The 21,071-nt window shown below is 64.8% G+C and carries 22 protein-coding genes and 1 tRNA gene; 9 read left to right on the top strand and 14 right to left on the bottom strand.

Features of this window, described 5'->3' with window-relative positions; genetic code table 11:
• Positions 1-76: 76 nt before the first annotated feature.
• Positions 77-1,945: an alkaline phosphatase family protein gene (locus ACNJYA_RS16295; protein WP_439403238.1), complete on the top strand. Its 1,869-nt coding sequence runs from the start codon at positions 77-79 to the stop codon at positions 1,943-1,945.
• Positions 1,946-2,001: 56 nt separating this feature from the next.
• On the opposite strand, the gene ACNJYA_RS16290 is transcribed toward ACNJYA_RS16295, so the two are convergent.
• Positions 2,002-2,574, bottom strand: coding sequence for a hypothetical protein (locus tag ACNJYA_RS16290; RefSeq protein WP_172783255.1), 573 nt, complete (start codon positions 2,572-2,574; stop codon positions 2,002-2,004).
• A gap of 391 nt (positions 2,575-2,965) precedes the next feature.
• Here ACNJYA_RS16290 and ACNJYA_RS16285 point away from each other — a divergent pair, with 391 nt between their 5' ends.
• Complete coding sequence (locus tag ACNJYA_RS16285) at positions 2,966-3,625, top strand: peroxiredoxin (protein WP_172783254.1); 660 nt, start codon at positions 2,966-2,968, stop codon at positions 3,623-3,625.
• Positions 3,626-3,739: 114 nt separating this feature from the next.
• Here the strand turns inward: ACNJYA_RS16285 and ACNJYA_RS16280 are convergent, their stop codons facing one another.
• Positions 3,740-5,470 (bottom strand): methyl-accepting chemotaxis protein, encoded by a 1,731-nt coding sequence (locus ACNJYA_RS16280; protein ID WP_212254984.1) that lies wholly within the window; start codon positions 5,468-5,470, stop codon positions 3,740-3,742.
• 169 nt (positions 5,471-5,639) lie between these two features.
• Here ACNJYA_RS16280 and ACNJYA_RS16275 point away from each other — a divergent pair, with 169 nt between their 5' ends.
• Positions 5,640-7,031: a cryptochrome/photolyase family protein gene (locus ACNJYA_RS16275; protein WP_439367482.1), complete on the top strand. Its 1,392-nt coding sequence runs from the start codon at positions 5,640-5,642 to the stop codon at positions 7,029-7,031.
• 66 nt (positions 7,032-7,097) lie between these two features.
• Positions 7,098-7,391 carry a histone gene (locus tag ACNJYA_RS16270; protein WP_439366879.1) on the top strand — a complete coding sequence of 98 codons (294 nt, stop codon included), beginning with the start codon at positions 7,098-7,100 and terminating at the stop codon, positions 7,389-7,391.
• Positions 7,392-7,498: 107 nt separating this feature from the next.
• Here ACNJYA_RS16270 and ACNJYA_RS16265 read toward each other — a convergent pair whose 3' ends face one another.
• The gene (locus ACNJYA_RS16265; protein ID WP_172783250.1) at positions 7,499-8,371 is read right to left on the bottom strand and encodes a DMT family transporter; all 873 of its coding nucleotides are present in this window, start codon (positions 8,369-8,371) and stop codon (positions 7,499-7,501) included.
• Between the two features lie 97 nt (positions 8,372-8,468).
• A complete protein-coding gene (locus ACNJYA_RS16260) occupies positions 8,469-8,915 on the bottom strand; it encodes a hypothetical protein (RefSeq protein ID WP_439366878.1) in 447 nt (148 codons plus the stop codon).
• Between the two features lie 299 nt (positions 8,916-9,214).
• On the opposite strand from ACNJYA_RS16260, the gene ACNJYA_RS16255 reads away from it, so the two are divergent.
• Positions 9,215-9,478, top strand: coding sequence for a hypothetical protein (locus tag ACNJYA_RS16255; RefSeq protein ID WP_172783249.1), 264 nt, complete (start codon positions 9,215-9,217; stop codon positions 9,476-9,478).
• Positions 9,479-9,502: 24 nt separating this feature from the next.
• Here ACNJYA_RS16255 and ACNJYA_RS16250 read toward each other — a convergent pair whose 3' ends face one another.
• Both ACNJYA_RS16250 and ACNJYA_RS16245 read right to left on the bottom strand, forming a co-directional pair.
• A complete protein-coding gene (locus ACNJYA_RS16250) occupies positions 9,503-9,964 on the bottom strand; it encodes a host attachment protein (RefSeq protein ID WP_439366877.1) in 462 nt (153 codons plus the stop codon).
• A gap of 40 nt (positions 9,965-10,004) precedes the next feature.
• A complete protein-coding gene (locus ACNJYA_RS16245) occupies positions 10,005-10,415 on the bottom strand; it encodes a DUF3775 domain-containing protein (protein WP_439403237.1) in 411 nt (136 codons plus the stop codon).
• Between the two features lie 251 nt (positions 10,416-10,666).
• Between ACNJYA_RS16245 and ACNJYA_RS16240 the strand changes: the two genes are divergently transcribed.
• Positions 10,667-10,942, top strand: a complete 276-nt coding sequence (locus tag ACNJYA_RS16240) for a hypothetical protein (RefSeq protein ID WP_172783245.1) — start codon at positions 10,667-10,669, stop codon at positions 10,940-10,942.
• 245 nt (positions 10,943-11,187) lie between these two features.
• Positions 11,188-12,153, top strand: coding sequence for an AraC family transcriptional regulator (locus tag ACNJYA_RS16235; protein ID WP_260379695.1), 966 nt, complete (start codon positions 11,188-11,190; stop codon positions 12,151-12,153).
• 67 nt (positions 12,154-12,220) lie between these two features.
• On the opposite strand, the gene ACNJYA_RS16230 is transcribed toward ACNJYA_RS16235, so the two are convergent.
• The 3 genes from ACNJYA_RS16230 to ACNJYA_RS16220 form a co-directional block, all read right to left on the bottom strand.
• Positions 12,221-12,297, bottom strand: a tRNA-Arg gene (locus ACNJYA_RS16230).
• Positions 12,298-12,447: 150 nt separating this feature from the next.
• The gene (locus ACNJYA_RS16225; RefSeq protein WP_172783243.1) at positions 12,448-12,966 is read right to left on the bottom strand and encodes a hypothetical protein; all 519 of its coding nucleotides are present in this window, start codon (positions 12,964-12,966) and stop codon (positions 12,448-12,450) included.
• Positions 12,967-13,127: 161 nt separating this feature from the next.
• Positions 13,128-13,700, bottom strand: coding sequence for a hypothetical protein (locus tag ACNJYA_RS16220; protein WP_172783242.1), 573 nt, complete (start codon positions 13,698-13,700; stop codon positions 13,128-13,130).
• A gap of 179 nt (positions 13,701-13,879) precedes the next feature.
• Here ACNJYA_RS16220 and ACNJYA_RS16215 point away from each other — a divergent pair, with 179 nt between their 5' ends.
• The gene (locus ACNJYA_RS16215; RefSeq protein ID WP_439403236.1) at positions 13,880-14,266 is read left to right on the top strand and encodes a VOC family protein; all 387 of its coding nucleotides are present in this window, start codon (positions 13,880-13,882) and stop codon (positions 14,264-14,266) included.
• A gap of 55 nt (positions 14,267-14,321) precedes the next feature.
• Here the strand turns inward: ACNJYA_RS16215 and ACNJYA_RS16210 are convergent, their stop codons facing one another.
• Complete coding sequence (locus ACNJYA_RS16210) at positions 14,322-14,819, bottom strand: hypothetical protein (protein WP_439403235.1); 498 nt, start codon at positions 14,817-14,819, stop codon at positions 14,322-14,324.
• Positions 14,820-15,071: 252 nt separating this feature from the next.
• On the opposite strand from ACNJYA_RS16210, the gene ACNJYA_RS16205 reads away from it, so the two are divergent.
• Positions 15,072-15,425, top strand: coding sequence for a GrlR family regulatory protein (locus tag ACNJYA_RS16205; protein ID WP_172783807.1), 354 nt, complete (start codon positions 15,072-15,074; stop codon positions 15,423-15,425).
• Here the strand turns inward: ACNJYA_RS16205 and ACNJYA_RS16200 are convergent, their stop codons facing one another.
• From ACNJYA_RS16200 to ACNJYA_RS16185, 4 genes are all read right to left on the bottom strand, one after another.
• Positions 15,426-18,113 carry a PAS domain S-box protein gene (locus ACNJYA_RS16200; RefSeq protein ID WP_172783239.1) on the bottom strand — a complete coding sequence of 896 codons (2,688 nt, stop codon included), beginning with the start codon at positions 18,111-18,113 and terminating at the stop codon, positions 15,426-15,428. It lies immediately after the preceding gene.
• Positions 18,114-18,231: 118 nt separating this feature from the next.
• Positions 18,232-19,146, bottom strand: a complete 915-nt coding sequence (locus ACNJYA_RS16195; protein WP_439403448.1) for a DMT family transporter — start codon at positions 19,144-19,146, stop codon at positions 18,232-18,234.
• A 78-nt stretch (positions 19,147-19,224) separates the two neighbouring features.
• A complete protein-coding gene (locus tag ACNJYA_RS16190; protein WP_439403234.1) occupies positions 19,225-20,022 on the bottom strand; it encodes an NUDIX hydrolase in 798 nt (265 codons plus the stop codon).
• Between the two features lie 4 nt (positions 20,023-20,026).
• Complete coding sequence (locus tag ACNJYA_RS16185; protein WP_212254975.1) at positions 20,027-20,980, bottom strand: dihydrodipicolinate synthase family protein; 954 nt, start codon at positions 20,978-20,980, stop codon at positions 20,027-20,029.
• Between the last annotated feature and the right edge of the window lie 91 nt (positions 20,981-21,071).

Genomic DNA, 21,071 nt, shown 5'->3' with positions numbered 1-21,071 from the left:
ACCGTCATGCAGCGAAACTAAACGAAGCTGCGAGCCGCCAGCGCGGCCATGCCGCCTCACTGCAGGAGAGACCTTGATGCGCCGTTCACTGGTGTTGCTGTCCGCCGGACTGGCCGTGCTGTCCACCGGACTTGCCTCCGCCCAGAACAACACGCCCCGCAACCTGATCCTGTTCATTCCGGACGGTCTGCGCGCGCTGAAGGTCACCCCGGAGACGACGCCCGCGATGGCCGAGGTTCGCGACAAGGGCGTCAACTTCAAGAACCCGCATTCGCTCTTTCCCACCTTCACCATGGCCAACGGCTCGGCGATGTCGACCGGCCATTATCTCGGCGACACCGGCGTGTTCTCCAACACGATCTGGACCAACTACACCTCAGTACCCGCCGGCGACACCGTGGTTCCCTTCATCGAGAACGACGCCGTGCTCGGCGATATCGACGAGCATTTCAAGGGCGACTACCTCAACGAAGAGACCGTTCTGAAGATGGCCCGCGACAAGGGGCTGAGCACCGCGGCGATCGGCAAGGTCGGCCCGACCTACCAGTTCGACCACACCGACAAGCCTGAGAAGCCCGGCCTGCACTCGATCGTGTTCGACGATTCCACCGGCGGCAAGAACGGCGTGGCACTGTCGGACGAGGTGAAGGACGCTTTGACCAAGGCCGGCCTGCCCCTCGCCACGCCGCCGCGCGGCGACAATTCCAAGGCGGGCGACGCCAAGACGCCGGGCACCACTGTCGCCAACGTCGCGCAGCAGGCCTATTTTGCCGACGTCGCCACCAAGGTGGTGTTGCCGATGTTCAAGGCGCGAAACAAGCCCTTCGTGCTGGTGTTCTGGTCGCGCGACCCCGACGGCAGCCAGCACAACACCGGCGACAGCCTCAACCAGATCATGCCGGGCATCAACGGCCCGACCTCGATGGCCGGCATCAAGAACGCCGACGCCAACCTCGCCCAGCTCCGCAAGGCGCTCGACGAGCTCGGGCTCGCGGCCTCGACCAACATCATCGTCTCGGCCGACCACGGCTTCTCGACCATCTCCAAGGAGAGCAAGACCAGCCCGTCGGCCAAGGTCAGCTATGACGATACGCCCAAGGACTTCCTGCCGATGGGCTTCCTGGCGCTCGACCTTGCGAAAGTGCTCGACCTGCCCTTGTTCGATCCCAACGACAAGAACGTGAAGATCGAAGGCAACAAGCATCCCAAGGCCGGCAACGGCGTGCTCGGCAAGGATCCCACCAAGCCGGACCTCGTCGTCGCCACCAATGGCGGCTCGGACCTGATCTACCTGCCGAACAAGGACAAGAAGCTCGCCGCGAAGACCATCAAGGCGCTGCTCGAGCAAGACTACGTCTCCGGCCTGTTCGTCGAGGATTCGCTCGGCCGCTTCCCCGGGACGCTGCCGCTGTCGAGCATCAATCTGCGCGGCAAGTCGGCGACCCCGACGCCGTCGATCGTCGTCAACTTCCGCTCCTATGCCAGCGATTGCGGCGAGGCGCCGACCAATTGCTCGGTGCAGGTCGCCGACACCGTGCTGCGCCAGGGCCAGGGCATGCATGGCAGCTTCAGCCGCGGCGATACCATGAACTTCATGGCCGCCATCGGTCCGGACTTCAAAGCCGGCTATGTCGACGAGATTCCGGTCAGCAATGCCGATGTCGGCATGACGGCCGCGCAACTCATGGGTCTGCGCAGCTCGCACAATGGCGGCCTGATCGGCCGCGTGATGTCCGAGGCCATGCCCAATGGCATCGTGCCGAAGGCCTATGCCGGCACGGTGAAGTCGAAGCCCGCCGAGGGCGGCCTCGTCACCGTGCTGAACTTCCAGCGCGTCGGCAGCCAGCGCTATTTCGATGCCGCTGGTTTCCCGGGCCGCACGCTGGGGCTCGAGGTGGACAAGCTTGGATTGGAGGACCGCAAACAAAAAACGGCGGGGAAATAACCCCGCCGTTCCCTCGCGTCCTCACGTGAGGCGCAAAATCTTACATCCCCAAAATCTTACATCCCAATGTCGAACACGTTCGGCAATTGGCCCGCCAGAGGCAGTGCAGTGGCGCCCAGGAAGGTCGCCACCATCGCCATCAGGCGACGGTTGTTCTGGCGCTTGCCGCGCATCTGGCCGGCAATCCACTCCAGCATCTCGCTATTGACCTTGGAGGCATAGGACGGCGCCCAGCTCTCGATCTCGGTGTCAGCCGACAGCGCGACGCTGCGCGGCGGCACCTTCAGGCCCGAGGCGCTGGCGGCATAATGGGCGACCGCCTTGGCAAGCAGGTCGTCGAAGCGGCCGCCGTCGGTGCGTTCGGTCGCGGCCTCGTTGATCTCGAACAGAACTTCGGCCTCGGCGCGGCTGACCGGCTGGTCGTTGACGGCGGTCGCGGTGAGGATGCGCATGCACCAGGCGGTGTCATCGGCATCGAGCGAGCGGGAGAAATGCACCCTTCCCTTGGTGGTCGGGCCTTCGCCCGTGATCACGCCGTCACGCACGATGGAGAGGGCATGGGCTGCGGTATCGCGGCAGGACGGCACGAGGGACGACGACTCGGTAGGCTTAGGCGCAGCGGCAGACATAGTTCACTTCCAGACTTCTTCTGATCGACCAGCATTTTCATGCCGGCGTAAAGGGGTGGTTAACGATTCGATACGGGGATCGCGACTTTTCTAGATGGTTGCCAATTGGTCGCTATCAGGACCAATCTGGTTCTAGACGCGCCGGGCAAGCGTGATGAAAGTCATAAAAGGCATTATCGGGGCAATCGAGCCCGGGCGGCTCCGGTGGAGATGTTTCGTCGCAGGCGCCGCTGTAACAGAAAGTTGCTGGGAAATCGGCCCTTCGAAGAAAGAATTCACATTTTACTTGAGGCGGTTCACTTGGCGTTCACTTGGGCCGGCCAAGCGCTTATAATGGCTCCGATGGCCGAAGGTGTATTCTTCAGTAAATTCAACGAGATGAGGTAGAACCATGACACTTCCGATCGGCGCCACCGCCCCCGACTTCGAAGCCGAGACCACCGAAGGGAAGATCAAGTTCCACGACTGGATCGGCAACAGCTGGGCCCTCTTGTTCTCGCACCCGAAGGACTTCACGCCGGTTTGTACGACCGAACTCGGCGCTCTCGCCAAGCTGAAGCCGGAGTTCGACAAGCGCGGCGTGAAGCTGATGGGCCTCTCGGTCGATCCGGTCGATCGCCATGCCAAATGGTCGGATGACATCAAGGAGACCCAAGGCGCCGCGCCCAACTACCCGATGATCGGCGACATCGATTTCAACGTCTCCAAGCTCTACGAAATGTTGCCGGCCTCGACCTCGGGCGATCCCCTCACCCGCACGCCGGCCGACAACCAGACCGTCCGCAACGTCTTCATCATCGGGCCGGACAAGAAGATCAAGCTGGTGCTGGTCTATCCGATGACGACGGGTCGGAACTTCCAGGAGATCCTGCGCGTCATCGACTCACTCCAGCTCACCGCCAAGCATCGCGTCGCCACCCCGGCCGACTGGTCGCAGGGCGAGGACGTCATCATCGCGGGCTCGGTCTCCAACGACGAGGCCAAGACGATCTATCCGCAGGGCTGGAAAGAGCCGAAGCCCTACATCCGCATCGTCCCGCAGCCTAAATGACTTTTGGCGGTCGCGGATAGCGACCGCAAAAAGTCATCCCGGGGCGATGCGTCAGCATCGAACCCGGGATCTCGAGATTCCTGGGGTCCAACGGACCGCCTCGACTGCGTGGAATCAGGCCGCGTGCACGCGGTCGAGGAAGCTCTCGACCTCGGCCTTCAGATGCAGGCTCTCGCCCGACAGCGCCTGGGCGGACGCAAACATCCGGCTCGACGTCTCGCCCGTCTCGCTGGCGCCCTTGGCGGCGTGACGGACATTGACCGCGACATCGGCCGTGCCTGACACCGCCGCGCGCACGCTGGCCACGATGTTGTGAGTCGCGCTTTTCTGTTGCTCGACCGCGGCCGAGATCGAGCCTGCGATGCTGCTGATGCGCTCGATGGTCTGGCTGATCGCCTTGATGGCGGCGACCGATTCCTCGGTCGCAAGCTGCATGCTCTCGATCTGGCTCGATATCTCGTCGGTCGCCTTCGCGGTCTGGCCGGCGAGCGTCTTGACCTCCTGAGCCACCACCGCGAAGCCGCGGCCGGCATCGCCCGCGCGTGCAGCCTCGATGGTCGCATTCAGCGCCAGCAGATTGGTCTGCTCGGCAATCGAGGTGATCAGCTTGACGACGTCGCCGATGCGCGAGCCGGCTTCCGAGAGCTGCGCAATGCGCTGGTCGGTCGCTTCGGCCTGCCGCACCGCCTCGGCGGAGATCTCGTTCGATTCCTGCACCCGGCGGGTGATCTCGGAGATGGATTGGGACAATTCGTCGGAAGCCGAAGCCGCCGAACGCACATGCTCGGAGGCGCTTTCGGAAGCTCCCGCCGACTGCGCCGACAGATCGGCCGTGGAGCGCGCGGCGTCGGTGAGTTGTCGCGCTGCGCGCTCGAACTCGCCCGACGATGCCAGCACCTTGTCGAGAATGCCGCCGACACTGCCGCGGAACCCCTCGACGAAGTTGCGCAGCTCGGCCTTGCGCTGCTCGGCTGCGGCAGCGCTTGCCGCCGCCTGCTCGCTGCGCATGCGCGCCCGCTCCTGCGAGTTGCTCCTGAACACCGCGACCGTGCGGGCGATCTCGCCGATCTCGTCGGCCCGGTCCTCGCATTCGATCGCGACGTCGCCCTGGCCGTTGGCAAGCGCGGTCAGCGAATGCGTCACCGAGGTCAGCGGCCGGGTGATGCGACGGACAACCAGCAGGGTCAGGACCAGCACCAGAAGCGCGGCAAGCCCGGCGGCGGCTGCCATGCTCTCCATCGCCTGGGACAGCATGCCCTCGAACTGCGTCATGGGGATGCCGACATAGAGGATGCCGGCGACCTTGCCGGTGCCATCCGCAATCGGGAAATAAGCCGTCATGAACGTCTTGCCGAACAGCGTGGCCGGCCCCTTATAGGCCTCGCCCCGGCGCAGCGGGGCCTGCCCGGGATGATCCGCGGCAAGCTGGGTCCCGACGGCGCGGTCGCCATTTTCCTTTTTCACGTTGGTCGAGCGGCGGACGAACTGTCCGCTCGCCGCGTCGAACACGAACAGGGTCGCGTTGCCGCCGACATAGGACACCGACCGATCGACGATGGCGTGATCCTTGAGGTCGGGCATTTTCGGGATCTCGGCGCGGACCACCGCGCCGTCCCGGATCGTGATCTTGGCTTCGGGAACGGTCTCCGCAAAGGCCAGCGCCAGCGTGCGCAGATTGATCTCGATGTCGCGCAAGGCGCGGTCATTGAAGGCGGATGTCAGCGACCAATAGCCGGCGCCGACCACCAGCGCCGTGTTCATTGCGATCAGCAGCACCGCGCACAGGACGGCCTTGGTGCCGAGCTTGAACCGCGGCAGGAACTTCGCCGTTAGAAGATTGGACATGGATGGAATGACCCCCGTAATTCCTGCATATTGGTGCAATTGACTTACAGCCGCATTAACGGCGGTTCCCACCGCCGTGCGCGATACGGTTTCCAATTGGTAAACGAGGCCCTCCCTGACCCCGCCAAGTCAGCCATCCATCATCGTCTGGTTTCGCGACGATCTCCGCCTGTCCGACCACCCCGCCGTCGACGCCGCCGCCAACTCCGGAGCGCCGGTGCTTTGTCTCTATGTACTGGACGAGGCGGCGGGGCGAGCGCCAGGCGGCGCGGCACGCTGGTGGCTGGCGCAGTCGCTGCGAACGCTCGGTGCCGAGATCGCCGCGCGCGGCGGCTCGCTCGTCCTGCGCAGGGGATCGGCGGCCAAGGTGATCCCGGAGCTGGCGCAAGAGAGCGGCGCCCGCGCCGTCTATTGGAACGAAATCGCGCAGGCGCCTCATCAGGCCGTCGAGCGACAGCTCGAAGCGGCCCTGGCTAAGCTCGGCACGCACGCGCAAAGCTTTCCTGGCGACCTGCTGGTCCCGCCCGCGGCGATCCGCACCAAGGACGGCCGGGGCCTGCGCGTGTTCACCCCGTTCTGGCGCCGCGTGCTGGCGCTCGGTGACCCGCCCAAGCCCCTGCCCGCGCCGAAGCAGCTGCGCCCTGCGCCGCGCGTTGCAAGCGATCGACTGGAGGGCTGGAAGCTCGAGCCGACCGCGCCGGATTGGGCGGGTGGCCTTCGCGAGGCATGGACCTCCGGCGCCGCGTCCGCCCATCTGCGCCTGCGCGACTTCCTCAAGCACACTGTTGGAATGTATCCCGGCGACCGCGACCGCCCGGACCGAGAGGGCACCTCACGGCTGTCGCCGCATCTGCGCTTCGGCGAGCTCAGCCCGCGTCAGGTCTGGCACGCCGCCCGGTTTGCCGCGGCGGAAGATCCGGCGCTCGGGCAAGGCGTCGAAAAATTCCTGAGCGAGCTCGGCTGGCGCGAATTCTGCCGCCACCTCCTCCACGATCACCCCAACCTCGCCGCCGAAAACCTGCAGACGAACTTCGATCGCTTTCCTTGGCAGGCCGACAAACAAGCGCTCGCCGCCTGGCAGCGCGGGCGCACCGGATATCCCATCGTCGATGCCGGCCTGCGCGAGCTCTGGCACACCGGGGTGATGCACAACCGGGTGCGGATGGTGGTGGCCTCCTTCCTGGTCAAGCACCTCCTGATCGACTGGCGTCAAGGCGAAGCCTGGTTCTGGGACACGCTGGTCGACGCGGACGCCGGCAGCAATCCTGCCAACTGGCAATGGGTCGCCGGCTGCGGCGCAGACGCTGCGCCCTATTTCCGCGTGTTCAATCCGCAGCTCCAGGGCGAGAAGTTCGATCCTGACGGCGCCTACGTTCGACGTTGGGTTCCGGAACTGAAGGCCCTGCCGGCCAAGCTGATCCACCGGCCCTGGCAGGCGACGCCGATCGAGCTAGCGAGCGCGGGCATCACGATCGGCAAGACCTATCCGCAGCCGATCGTCGATCATGCCAGGGGACGCGAACGCGCGCTCGCCGCCTACGCAAAGATCCGCAAAGGTTGAGCGTCGCTTTGACACAATTTCGAAACCCGCTATCGTCATCGCTCCATACAAACCGTGGGGGACGATATGGACGACGAGAAGCCGATCACCGAACAGGCGATGGAGACGATCACCAGTGCCGTGGAAACGACCAAGGACGCGGCAGTCACTGCAGTCAAGCAGGTGAAGAAAGCCGCCAAGAAGGTCGCGAAGAAAGTAGCGCCGAAGAAGGCAGTCAAGAAGAAGGCCAAGAAGGCTGCGAAGAAGACGACGAAGAAAGCCGCCAAGAAGTCGTCCAAGAAGGCCGCGAAAAAGTCTGCGAAGAAGTCGGCGAAGAAAGCCGGCAAGTCGAAGAAGAAGGCCAAGAAGGCCAAGCGCTGATCGCACCGGCAGACGTCTCCGGGTGCGGGCGCGCCCGGAGACAGCGCACGCCTGCCCTCGCCGCTTGGCTGCGCGCCGGCCAGACGATGATCAGGCTGAGCCCGCCGTCAGGACCGCCGATTGACAACGAAGACCGCCGTGGCGCAGAGCGCCATGCCCGCAATGGCAATCGCGTCCAGCTTTTCTCCGAACAGCAGATAGGCCATCAGGGCCGTGACGGCCGGCACCAAATAAAACAAACTGGCGACCGAGGTCGCCGCGGCGTGGCGGATCAGCCAGTACAACAGCCCGATTGATCCGATCGAGAGCGCGACCGCGAGCCAGGCGAGCGCAAGCACGAACTCCTGCGTCCAGTGCACCACGCGATCCTCGAACAGGAAGGCGCCGATCGCGAAGAAAATGGTGACCGCCACGTACTGCACGAGATTTCCGGCGCGCCAGTCGATGTGATTGCAGTAGCGGCGCTGATAAAGCGTGCCGAGCGTGATGCTGACCAGCGAGACCACGGAGGCGAGCCAGCCGAGCCCGGCTTCGCCGGTCATCGGGCGGTTGTGCAGGATCAGCACCACCCCGCCGAGACCGAGCACGAGCCCGGCCCATTGCAGCGGCGTGACCCGTTCGCCGAGCCAGCGATTGGCAATGGTCGAGGTCAGGATCGGCTGCAAGCCCGGAATCAGCGCCGAAAGGCCGGCCGGAATCGAATGCGCGATCGCAATCGCGGTGCCGCCGAGATAGAAGCCGTGGACGAGGATGCCGGCGACCGCGCTGTGCGCGATGCCTGCGCGGTCCGGCCATTTCGGCCGCGCGATGCCTGCGATGATCGCCATCAACCCGACCACAATCGCCATGCGGATGGCGAGATAGGTCAAGGGATCGGCATTGTTGACGACGTATTTGGTGCCGATGAATCCGGTGCTCCAGAGCAGCACGAACAGGATCGGCGCGGCGCGGGCGGCCAGGGTTTCTTGATTATGGTTCATTGCGGCCCTCATTGCCCGACCGTCGGCCATGCGGCAATGCGAATTTCGTCGTGACGATGTTGCGCTGCGACGGACGATCGCGGTCCGGCTCAGCCGCTCACCATTCTTCCGGACAGGGATTGACGATCTTCCAGAGCTCGACGCCGTTCTTGATCTTTTTCATGTCGGTGGTGAGCCCGCCATTGCGGCGAATCCAATCCTTCACCGTGTCGGGGTAGTAGGACATGAGATCGGAGGTGCCCTCGGCGCTGGTGACCTTGATGCCGAAGGTGAACGCCTTGTCGTAATAGGCCTGGTGGAAGCCGAGGCTCGCGCGCGGCGTCACGCAGATCTTGTTCATCGGCACGATTCCGAGCACGAGCGTGCAGGCCGAATTGCAGATGCCGTCGATGATGACCCGCTCGCCCTTCTCGCGCACCCGCTTGTACTTGGTCTTGTACTCCTCGACATAGCCGCCGTGGTCGCGGGTGATGTGCAGCTCGGCGCGTGCCGGCGCGGCAGCGGCGAGGCAGAGCAACAGCAGACTCGGAAGCGTGATGCGCATGGCGAGATGACGGCGAAGGCCTTCAGGAATGCACCTGACACGAGGGACCGGCAAGTGATCCCCAGGTCCGGCGGCAGAATTCTTAACCGAATAGTCTTTGGTCATACTTGTGTGGGGAATTCGTTAAGCATCCCGAAAAGGCCAAAAATGGGCAGCTTTTGGCCGCATGTCCGGCAATTCTGTCACACCCACACGGAAATCTGCGGCATTGGCATTGATTTCGGCCCCCCGAAGCGATGCCCGACCGCTCGAAATTGCTATAACGGCTGACCTATTCGAGCGGGTTCCGGAGAATCGAGATGAGCAAGTTGACGCGTGTAGCCGCGGTTGCGGCCCTGACGGCTGCGGTCCTGGCCCCTGCTCTCGCCGAGGCGCACGGCCGCCACCGGTACCACCGCTCCTACGCCAACCCGCTGCCCTACCCGATCAGCTACCTGCACAATTACGGCCCCGGTATCACCCCTGGCACCTTCGCCTACTATGACGGCCCGGCGACCAACCACTGTTATCGCAGCGCGGCTGCTTATATCGGTCAGGACGGCCGGCGGCACCCCTGCTATTGAGGCGCCGCGGCCGCTGCGGATCGCTTATTTGGCTGCGCCCGACCGCAGCAATTGCTTCTCGATCTCGTAGACCGGCAGCTTGACGAGGTCCTTGCCGACCTCCCCCTGCAGCGCATTGCGCACGCCTTCCGAATAGTCGGCGCGGATCATGCCGAGCGCGCGCGGCGAGGCCACCATGGTCAGGGCCGTGGTCTCGCCGGAGCTGACGGCGGCATCGAGCCGGCCGGCCAGGCTCCGCAGAAAGGCGCGCTCGGCCTCGTCGTGCCAATCGGTCTGCTCGATCGAGCTGCGTGCGCCGCCGGCTGCGCCATGCGATCGGCCCGGCGCGGCTGACCCTTGAGCGGCGGTCGCGGGATTGGGCTGCTCATGCACCTCCCTGGTGTGCAGGTTCGGAAACATCTCGTCGCCGAGGTTTTCCAGAATGAGCGCCTTGCGCCCGTCGCACACGACCAGCCAGTCACCCTTGTCAATTCTCATCTTGTCCATTGCAACTTCTCCTTGACACTTGCAGACGCCGCATCCGGCATCAGAGTAGCTCTTCGAATTCCTCGAAGGACTTGCCGAACTGCGTCATCGCCTCCTCCAGATAGTCGGCGAGCACTGGCGTGCCGATCAGATAGGACGCGGTGCGCTGGTTGTGCGCCTGCGCAGCCTGAGCGCGCAATTGACGCCAATCGGAGAGATCAGCGTCGCCGCGGCCGAGCCAGGCCAGCGCCACGAGATCGATCTGCTCGTCAACATTGAGAGCGCGGATGAAGCCCGCGAGCTCCGCACGGTCGGTGGTTTCGCCGCGCCCGCCGCGGCCGTAGCTCATGTCATCGTCGCCGAAGTCCAGGACGACGCCACCCCCGCCCGCTTCGCTGTCGGACCGGCGCGATTTCGAGATGACGAAGAAGACCTTCTCCGGCGAGATCGACAGATCTGGAATGACTTGCATTCAGCTCACCTTGGCCGGCAACAGGCACCACGCCGCTGCCATGACGATGACAGTAAGAGCCAAGGCAAACTTGCGAATTGCGCAGGATCAAGGTCTAGTCACGGCATGGCCCGGCGACCTACGCTCCGCTGCCGAGCTGTGACTTGGGTCAGCTCGCTGAAGGTTTGTTCATCTGTATTACATTTCGGTTCGGCCACAATTTGATCAGAACAACCTCGATATCCTGCATCGCGTAAGCGGAGGAAGACATCATGAATCTCAAGACTGGCCTTTTGGCCGCGTGCTTGTTCGGCGCCCTCGCTGCATCGTCGACGGCATCCGCCATGCCCATCGCGCCTGCACCTGCGACACCGCAGGTCTCCGGCGTCGAGCAGGTCCGCATGGTCTGCGACGCCTGGGGACAGTGCTGGTGGCGGCCGAACTACTATGGCTACTACGGGCCGCGGCCTTACTACGGCCCGCGGTATTATCGGCCGCGCTATTACGGTCCGCGCTACTATGGGCACTACGGCTATCGCCGCTGGTGACGTTTGAAGGGGCCCTCGGGCCCCTTCGCTTTTGCGAGATCATCTTGCAGAGCGATCGCTGGCCTCGCCGCCGGCGAACCGATGGACCGAGAAGGTTGACGGTGACATTGACCGGACGGTCTTCATGACATGATGTCCGCAATACTACGGCCTGAAATTCCGTTTACTGAAACGCGATGTTTCGGCATTGATGGCGATGCATCGGCGTTCATTTGATTGTCTCATTTCAGCGGCCGGCCAGAATCATGTTGTTGGACAACCTCGTTCCCTCCTCCGCGCTACAACTGATCAGCTTTTCCGATGTCGACGCGTTTCGGCCGGTCGAGACGATGGAGGATGCGAGGAGCATTCCGCTCGACATCCCAAACTTCGCGGCGGCCCGGGCCATCGTTTCCCTGCCGGCGTGCCGCATCATCATGATGAGATCGTTCGCGCGAATCCTCGACACTGCCTATCGCATGCCGGGCGGGATGGTGATCCTGTCGATGACCGACGATCTTCAGGCCAACTTCAAGGGTGTGGATCTGGACGCGCGCTTCTTCGCTGCCCTCCGCGGCAACGATGAGTGCCATTTCGTCGAGCCCCGGACCAATCATCACGCCATGATCATCTTCTCCCCCAAACTGAGAGACCGTGGCTGGTTCGACCGCGCCGACCATTTGCGGGCCCATGTCGCGAATCGGCCCGCCCTGCTCCACACGCGACAGCTCCTGCTCGATATCCTGCGAACCGCGTCAGTGCAGCCGCGCCTGTTCGAGACGACGGAGGTTGCGGCCCATCTCCAGGAAGGCCTGCTGCTCGCGCTCGACGATCTGTTTCGAATCGATCCGATGTCGGATCGGAGCACCTCGGTCCAGGGCGAGCGGGCGATCAAGCTCGTGCAGCGCATCGACGACTACGTCGCGACCTTCCCGACCGCTCCGATCTATACGGCCGATCTCGCCCGCGAATTCGACGTCTCGATCCGCACGCTCGGCGGCGCCGTCAGCAAGGTGCGCGGCATGAGCCTGCACCAGTACATTCGCCTGAAGAGGCTGTGGGCGACCCGCGCCCGCCTGCTCAAGGGCGGCGGCGTCACCGTGACCAGCTGCGCACGTGCCCAGGGCTTCCATCATCTCGGCGAATTTGCCGCGGCCTACCGCGCGATCTTCCACGAGGCGCCCTCCGACACGCTGGCACGCGGACGGCAAAGCGGTGTCCCGGCAAGCTGAGGACGCCGCGCCCTCGCGGCGCTGACCCGTTCGCGTCGTTCCAGAACATATGCGGAACAGAGACGACTGGCGCGCTCGGAAGGATTCGAACCTCCGACCCTCGGAATCGAAATCCGATGCTCTATCCAGCTGAGCTACGAGCGCCCTGGCCCGGGTAGCGGGCCACCGAGATTCGCCGGCCGGCGCTGGCGAGGAGCCAGCTCACCCGACGGCGTTCGGATCGGTTCGAATTAGCAGAGAGGCCGGCCAATAAAAAGCCCTTCCCACCTCGATCGAGGCTGGCCGAAAGCGCCGTTACCAGGTCGTGCTGAAGAGGCCGAAATGCGGCTGCTGCGCGACCAGCATCATAGGACGGCCCGGCTGCGGCGCGGGATGCGTCCTGACGATCTTGCGCTTGGGCTGAGCCTGCACCGGAGAAGCTTGAGCCTGGGAAGTCTGGGGCTGAGCGGTCTCGGAGGTCTTGGCCGTGGCGGTCCCGGCCCTCGGCGCCGGCGTGAACTGGGCGAAGGTCTCGCGCACCCGCATCTTGGCCGACATCTCGGCCAGAGCCGGCGACAGGCTTTCCTGTACCGCTGGCTGGGGAGCTGCCACTGCGGCGGTCTGAACCGCGGGTGCGCCAATCGTCGGCTGGCTGGTGTCGAGGACGACACGCTCAGGCATATGACGATCGGACCGGATTCGGATCAGCGGCTGGTCGTTGCCTGCGGTTGCGACCGCATGCGCCACGGGCGGCGCCGGGAAAACGAAATCCGCCGCGAACAGCAGTGCGAGCAAAGCTCCACCGACGAAAATGAAATACCTAAAGATGGGCATTGGCCGCGCTCCGCCCCCCGCATCCCCGCGTGGGCTCTCCTCGCCTCAACAGGCGATCTACCAATTGGTTCCTGGCCCAGCCGTTCGGTTCAAATGGTGATGCATGGTTTTTGGCCAAGGACCGCAGAGGGTAACTTTTCAGCTACCGGAACAGGCCGCCTTCATGCGCGGCGTGCCGCAACCAGCGAGCATTTTGCCTGATCGGCATTCACGTTGACGACGCCGATTGGGATACGCACAAAGGTCTTGCGGCTCTTCATGCTGACCGGATCCGCCAGCACGCGGCTGCGGTCGGTCAGATGGCTGCCGTCGCGCCGTGTGAAGGAGCAGACGATCTCGACATCCTTTACGGCATAGTCGTTGTCGTTTCGCAGCGTGAACGTCACCAGGGCTTTGGAGCCGAGGCCGCCGCGACGCCAGGTCTGCGATGAAATCCTGAGACGACCAAGTTCTGCCGTCGCCGGCACCTGTGCTTCGGAGGCCCCCGAGGCTATTGCCGACGCATCGCCGGAGGGAGGCGTTTCAACAGCCGCCAGCTCCGCCCCGACCGGCTCAGCACTGTTGCCCTTGGAAAGAGGCAACAGCATCCAGATGCCGCAGCCGACGATGATAGCCGCCAGCAGCCACAGAAGGGTTCGGCCAAATGAGACGCTTGCGATCGTCACTGCCCGTGCCAGTCGTTCGCCGCTGCCGGCGAAGCGCCCCAATCCGGTTCGGTCGATCTTGGCGTTCATGGATGCCCACCGATCGGAGCCGCAGCACCATCGAAGATGGACTCGGCCACAACTTACCTTAATCCGGCCAACGAACTAAGGTTCCCGCGGATCATGCGAGTCGGCAAGGCGGTGGCGACCACCGGCCGAGGCCGCTAACATGCGCCGCAACATCGAAAACACCCTCTGGAGACCATGAAATGCCATTCGCCGTCACTTGGGATCACGTCCATCTGCGCAGCCCCGATCCGGAGGCGACGGCGATCTGGCTGCGGGACATCCTTGGTGGCGAGATTGTGCACGCGCCCGGACGGATCGACGTGAATCTCGGCGGCGCCAGGATCTTCATCGCGCCGCTCGAGGGCGATGGCGCGGTCAACCCGCCGCCTCCGCACCCGCATCAGGGCCTCGATCATTTCGGCTTGACGGTGAAGGACATCGACGCCGTCGCGGCCGAGATCAAGGCCAAGGGTGTCACCTTCACGCGCGAGCCGACGACCATCCGGCCCGGCGTACGCATCTGCTTCATCCGCGGGCCCGAAGGCATCTCGATCGAGCTGCTCGAACGCGACAAGAAATACACCTGAGGCGCCGCCGGCCCTAACAGGCATCCGAGCCGGCGACGAGGTCACGCCCGAGGGGCTAGGTCATGCTACCGGGCATAAAGCAGCGGATGGTGACGCCCATGTAGCCGTAGATTGGCCAGACCATGGTGCGTCCCACCCGGTTCGGCTCCGAGATCACGGCCTCCTCGGGCACGTCGACCCAGACGAGCTCCTGCTGCTGGCCATCGAGCGCAGAGCCATAGCGTGGGACGCGGACGCGATAATGCCCGTCCTTGCTGTCCCAGTCGGAGTCCGAGAGCGCCGAACCGTCTGCATCGGAGCAGCAAGGCCCCTTGCCGCTGCGCAGACTATCGAACCAGGACTTCAATTCGGGATTGGTGTTGGCGAACTGCCCGCGGTCGCGCGCGTGCCCCGAGGAGGCTGCGAGCGCGATCAAGGCCAAGGCGCACGCCAGCCTCGTCGGGTTTCGCCGGCGTATTGCATTGCCAATCCGCCGTTGTTCGCTTTTGCAATTCGTGGGACGCGCACTGTACAGACGCGGCTCATCGCCGCCGGAATCGATCCAGTTGGTCACGTTCGTCTTGCTCCAGCACCCCGCGGCCAGTGCAACAATGGTTATGCATTTCGCGGGCCAACTCTGATTCGCAACGTTAGGCCTCGCCTCACCATCAGAGCGTCATGATCGTGTCACGGACAAGCTGGGACAACTACGGCTCGCAGGCCGCTGCCGGCCGGCAAACTGCCGCGTTGCGCGGGGAGATAGGCTTTGGCATAAAAGCCGGACCGGTTACGCCATTGGGCGATGGCGGCCGGCCTGCGGGACGTTATGAAGAACGGCCTCTATTCAATTCACGTGACCCTGCTCGATGGTCGAGTCGGCAAGGGCAGCGGCGTGATTCTTTTCCGCGACGGCAAGATTCTCGGCGGCGATGCCTACCTCTATTACACCGGCAGCTACACGGTGAAGGACAGCAGCACCTTCAAAGGCGAGGTGCTGGTGCAGCGGCATACCTCACCTCGCGGCGATGATAATCCGCTGTTCGGCGGCCCTGCCCCGGTCGGCATCGGCGTCAGCGGCACCTACACCGACACGCGCGCGGAAATGACGGGCACAGCGCTGGTCGGCAAGGCCAGCCTGATTTTCGGCGCCACCCTGCATAAGCTCGCGGACGTCGACTAGCTATTCCGCGGCCTGTTCGAGCGGTGCAACACGCGGCAGGATCATCTGGATGCGCGTGCCGCCACCCGGCTCGGAATCGAGATCGAGCCGACCGCCGAGCCGGTTGGTGACGATGCTGTAGACGATGTGCAGCCCGAGGCCGGTGCCGCCCTGGTCGCGCCGCGTCGTGAAAAACGGATCGAAGGCGCGGCGGCGGACGTCGAGCGACATGCCGCAGCCATTGTCGGAGAAGATGATCTCGACGTTGTCCTTGCCGGACTCGCGCACCTGGATCTCGATCGTCCCGGGCCTTCCGTCCGGGAAGGCGTGCGCCACCGAATTCAGGAACAGATTGGTCAGCACCTGGCCGTACGGGCCGGGATAGCTGTTCATGGTCAGATCCGGCTGACATTCGACGTTGAGCGTCAGATTGTGCTTACGCAGCCCCGGCCGCAGGCTCATCACCACCTGCTCGGTGAGGTCGCCGAGATCGAAAGTCCGCTGATCCGAATAGTTGCGGTCGGCGGCAACCTGCTTGAACGACTGGATCAGCTCGGCGGCGCGGTTGAGATTGGAGACGAGCTGCGAGGACGCATCGCGGCTGGTGTTGAGGAAGTCATTGAGCGTGGAACGGCGCAATTCGCCGCGCTCGACTTCGGCGCTGAACATCGCGGTCTTGCGCTCCAGCGCGGAGGCGACGGTGAGGCTGATGCCGACGGGATTGTTGACCTCGTGGGCGACGCCGGCGACCAGGCGCCCGAGCGCGGCCAGCTTCTCGGCCTCGATCAGCGAGGCCTGCGTTTCGCGCAAATTGCGCAGCGCGGTCTCGGCGGCTTCCTTGGCCTTGCGCATCTCCTGCTCGCCGCGCTTGCGCTCGCCGATATCGAGCGCAACGGTCACGATCCGCTCGATCTCGCCCTCGGGGTCGAGCAGCGGCAATTTGTTGACCAGCCATTGCCGCATGTTGCCGGAAGCGTCCTGGTACTCCTCCTCATAGAAACCGAGTCCCTTGCGGAGCTTGAGCACCCGCTTGTCGCTCTCGTCGGACTTTGCCGCGCCGTAGCGCGACATCAGGTCGGCCGTGGTGCGGCCGAGCGCCTCGCCGGGCTCGATGCCGAAGATGCCGGCCATGTAGCGGTTCATCAGCACGTAGCGCAGATTGCGGTCCTTGACGTTGATGACAGCGGGCACGGTATCGATGACCTGCTGGAGCAGGCGCCGGCCTTCGGCGATGGCCTCCTCCGCCCGCTTCTGGTCGGTGATGTCGCGCAGCGTGCCCTCGTAGCGAACGATGTTGCCCGCTTCGTCGCGCACGCCGGTGGCGCTGTCGGAGAGCCAGAGGATGTCGCCGCTGCGCTGGCGCACCTGATACTCGAACTCGCGCACCATGCCGTCGCGCGCCATCAACCGCTGATATTCCGCGCGCGCCTCGGGGTGGACGTAGATGGTGTGAGCGATGTCGCTGATGCTGTCGATCAGCTGCTGGGGGCTGTCATAGCCCATCATGCGCGCCAGCGCCGGATTGGCGTTGAGGAGGTCACCGGCCGGCGTCGTCACATAGATGCCGTCGATGGAGCCCTCGAACAGTTTCCGGTAGCTCTCCTCGGCGAGGCGCTGCTCGGTGAGCGCGCGCACCGCCGCCTCGCGCGCGGTGTCGGCCTCCTCCAGCGCGCGTCGAAACACTTCGGCCGCCCGCGCAATGTCGCCGATCTCGTTGTCGAGGTCGGCGGATGGAATCGACGTGTCTTTCCGGCCGGCGGCGAGCGCGCGAATGGATCGCGCGATCTGAGCGAGCGGACGCACCGTCCTGCGCACCACGAACCACGCAGCGCCGATGCCGATGAGCACGCCGACCGTGCCGAGCACGATGCTCTGCCATCGCGCCTCGGTCAGCGTCCGGGCGAAGTCGCGCGACAGCACGTGGCCGCGCCGGGAGCTGACCTCACGCAGCAATTCGGTGACGCGGCCGATCAGCCGGCCTTCCGTTCCCAGTACCTCGCGATCGATGTCGGCGATCTGCCGCTCGCGGACGGCGACGGCCATGATGGCCTCGGCATAGTCATTCACCGCGGACTTCAGCTTGGCATCGCCAATATCGAGCCCCCGCATTCCCTGTGCGGCCTGCTCGGCCGCGGACGGGTTGCGCGCCAGCAGTCCGAGCGCGATCCGGCTCTGCGCCTCGGACAGGCGGGACGCCAGCTCGCGGTCCGGGGTGCTTGCGACGGCTTCGTCGAATTGTTCGCGCAGCGGCGGCAGTCCGGCGAGCAGCTGGGCGCGGCGGTCGATCAGGGTGGAGATCCGCTCGAGGCCGGTGCGATAGGTCGCAAGCCGCTCGGTGACGCCGTCGATCATGTCCTGCTGCTCGGGCGCGAGCTCGATGCGGGTCTTCTTCAGGATGTCGCTGAGCGTCGAGGCCGCCTCGCCGACCTGCTGGAACTGGATGCCGGCCCCCGGATCTGTGACGAAGTCGCGCGCCGCAAGGCGCAATTCGTTCATGCGGCGATCGATGTCCTCGGCGAGGTCGCCGACGCTCTGCAGCCGCTGCAGCTCGGCAAAGGTCGTGTCGATGTGCCGGATCGCGATCACGCTCGCGGTCGAGGTGACGATGATCACCGCCAGCACCAACAGGAAGCTGCCGAAGGTGAGCTGGCCGATGGAGAGCGAGAAGGTTCGCCTTTTCTCAGGGGGCGGCGTCAATTCGGCGGACATTGGTGGCTTGAGAACTGGACTGCTGGAAGTCCAATATACGACGTATTGCTGCCCGGGGGGAACATGCCTTGGGACGCGGAATATCGTTAATATCGGGACTTGGCGCCCGCCTTCAGCTTTACGACAGTTTGACGCTAGCTGCCCTGTGGGCCGGGATCGTCATGGCGGCGACGCCGAGGACGACGCAGGCCAAGCCGATCCAGGCGGTCCGGCTCAAGGCCTCGCCGAGGAACGCGACGCTGATGGCGACCCCGATCGGCACCCGCAGATAGGCCTGCGCGGTGGTGCCGACCGAGCCCAGGGTCTGGATCAGGCGGAAATAGATCACGAACGCTGCCGCGGTCGAAAACACCGCGAGCGCCGACAGTGCCAGCACCGAGCTCAGCGAAGGCGACAGCGTCCAGGGCTGCTCGATGATCAGGGAGGCAGGGATCAGGACCGCTGCCCCCGCCAGCAGCGAGCCGGCCGCGGGCGCCATGGGATCGAGGCCTTTGAAGCCGCGGCCGAAGATCGCGGCACAGGCATAGCAGATGGTGGCGGCGACGATGGCGGCCTCGGCGATCAGGCCGCTGCCGATCTCATGAAAGGCATCGACGCCGACGATCAGCAGGATGCCGGCCATGCCTGCGACCACGCCGAACAGCTTTCGTGGTGTGGTTGCCTCGTGACGGGTGATCAAGGCCGTGAGCAGGAAGGTGAAGATCGGCCCGGCCGAGTTGAGGATGGTGGCGAGGGCGGCGTCGACATGGCGCTCGCCCCAGGCGATCAGCGTCCAGGGGATGACGCTGTTGAGCACGGCCTGGAACGCGAAGCGCTGCCAGCTCGCGACATCGGTGGGCATTCTGATGCCCCGCATCCACATGATCACGAGCAGCAGCAGGCCGGCAATGGCCGTGCGCGCCGCGATCAGCGTGATCGGCGGGATGGTGGCGACGCCGAGCTTGATGAAGGTGTAGGAGCCGCCCCAGAGCGTTGCGAGCGCGACCAGCAGGGCCAGCTCGAGCGCGATGTTGGTGTCCTGCCGGGTGTCCATGGTGCGCATTCCGTCCTTCTCGTGGACGGAATCTAGCGCCAACGCGGCCCTCGATACTTCGTTCAATATCGAAGTGTACTAGCCGACCGCCCCAACCTCGAACACCTCGCCGTCATAGCCGGCGTCGCGAGGGATGCGGAGCTGGCGGCCGGTTTCGGTCTTGGTCATGATCGGCATCACCGTGACGATGGAGAGGCCGCGGGCGTGCTCCAGCGCCGCACTCACGCTCGGCTGCTTGGCGAGCCGGATCAGGTTGCGCGTGGTCGGGAACGGCAGCTTGAAGCGGCCGCTCTCCCCGCCCTCCACCGCCTCGCGCGGCGAGATCCAGATCGAATCGGTGGACTCGCGGCCGTCATGCGCGCCGAGCTGGTCGGGCGGTGCTGCGGCAAGAAAGAACCAAGTGTCGAACCGTTTCGGCATACCCTCGGGCGTGATCCAGTGCGCGTAGGGCACGAGCGTGTCGAGCGCGAGCTGGAGGCCGTTGTCGGCGAGGATGCTGAGGAAGCTGATCTTGTGCTCGTTGAGCGCGACGCGATGCGCGTCGGCGATCTCCCCTGCACGCTTGGCATCAACGGGCGCGCCCGTGTCCCTGGAGCGCGCCAGCAGGATGCCGCTTTCCTCAAACGTCTCGCGGATCGCGGCGATCCGAAAGCCGCGGTCCGCTTCGCTGAGGCCCTCGCCGCCCGAATAGAGGTCGGCGCGGGCGACGATCTCGTTGTCGCCGGCATCGACGCTGCCGCCGGGAAACACCAGCGCGCCCGAGTTGAACTCGATCTGATGATGGCGAACCATCATGAAGACTTCGATTTCCCGTGCTGCGCCGTCGCGCAGCAGCAGGATCGTCGAGGCCGGGCGTGATGCTGATGTCTCGGCCATGCAACTAACCCGCGGCGCTGGATTGCGGGCCGAGATTGGCGCGCTTGTCGAAGCGGGCGACCCGCGACAAGAGATAATCGACCTCGGCCTTGGCCGTCGCCGTCATCGTCGCGCCGGGCTTGCGCTGCGCGCTGGAGGCGATGATGCCGCGCTTCTGGAGCACGTATTTGCGCACCGTCAGGCCGACGCCGGGCTGCTGCTCGTAGCGGATCAGCGGCAGATGCGCGTCGAAGATGTCATGCGCAGCGTCGCGCTTGCCGGCCTTGGAGAGGTTCACGACGTCGATCAGGAGCTCCGGGAAGGCGTAACCGGTCATGGCGCCGTCGGCGCCGCGCTCCATCTCGAAGTCCAGGAACGTGCCGCCATTGCCGCAGAGGATCGACAGCGGACGGAGCGAGCCGTCCTTCTGGAAGCCGCGCAACGTCGAGATCTTCTCCAGGCCCGGCCAGTCCTCGTGCTTGAGCATCACGCAGTTCGGATTGTCCATGACGATCTTGCGGATCACGGCGGGGGTGAACACGACCTGCAAGGTCAGCGGATAGTCCTGCAGCACCCAGGGCACATCAGGGCCGATCGCTTCCGCCGCCTGCTTGAAATAGCCGACGATCTGGTCGTCGGTGCGCAGCGACGGCGGCGGCGCGATCATGACGCCGGCCGCGCCCGCGTCCATCGAGGCCTTCGCCAGCGAGCGCATGGTGGCAAAGCCCGGCGCGGAGACGCCGACAATCACCTGCATCTTCCTGGCGCGCTTGACGTAGCGCACCGCCACCTGCTCGGCCTCGGCGGCATCGAGCTTGGGCGCCTCGCCGAGGATGCCCAGCACCGTGACGCCGTCGCAGCCGACCTCCTCGTAGAAATCGGTCAGGCGGTCGATCGAGCGCTCGTCGATCCGGCCGTCGTCGTGGAACGGCGTCGGCGCGATTGCGAAGGTGCCCTTGGCGTCGGCGGTGAGTTTCATCGTCTTTCCTTGTCTCTCTCTTTGTCGTCATTCCGGGATGGCCCGCAGGGCCAGGCCCGGAATCCATAACCACGGCTGGTGGTTATGGATT

This window comes from Bradyrhizobium sp. BLXBL-01, assembly GCF_051853025.1.
Taxonomy (GTDB): Bacteria; Pseudomonadota; Alphaproteobacteria; order Rhizobiales; family Xanthobacteraceae; genus Bradyrhizobium.
This window is presented reverse-complemented; position numbering and strand designations above follow the sequence as displayed.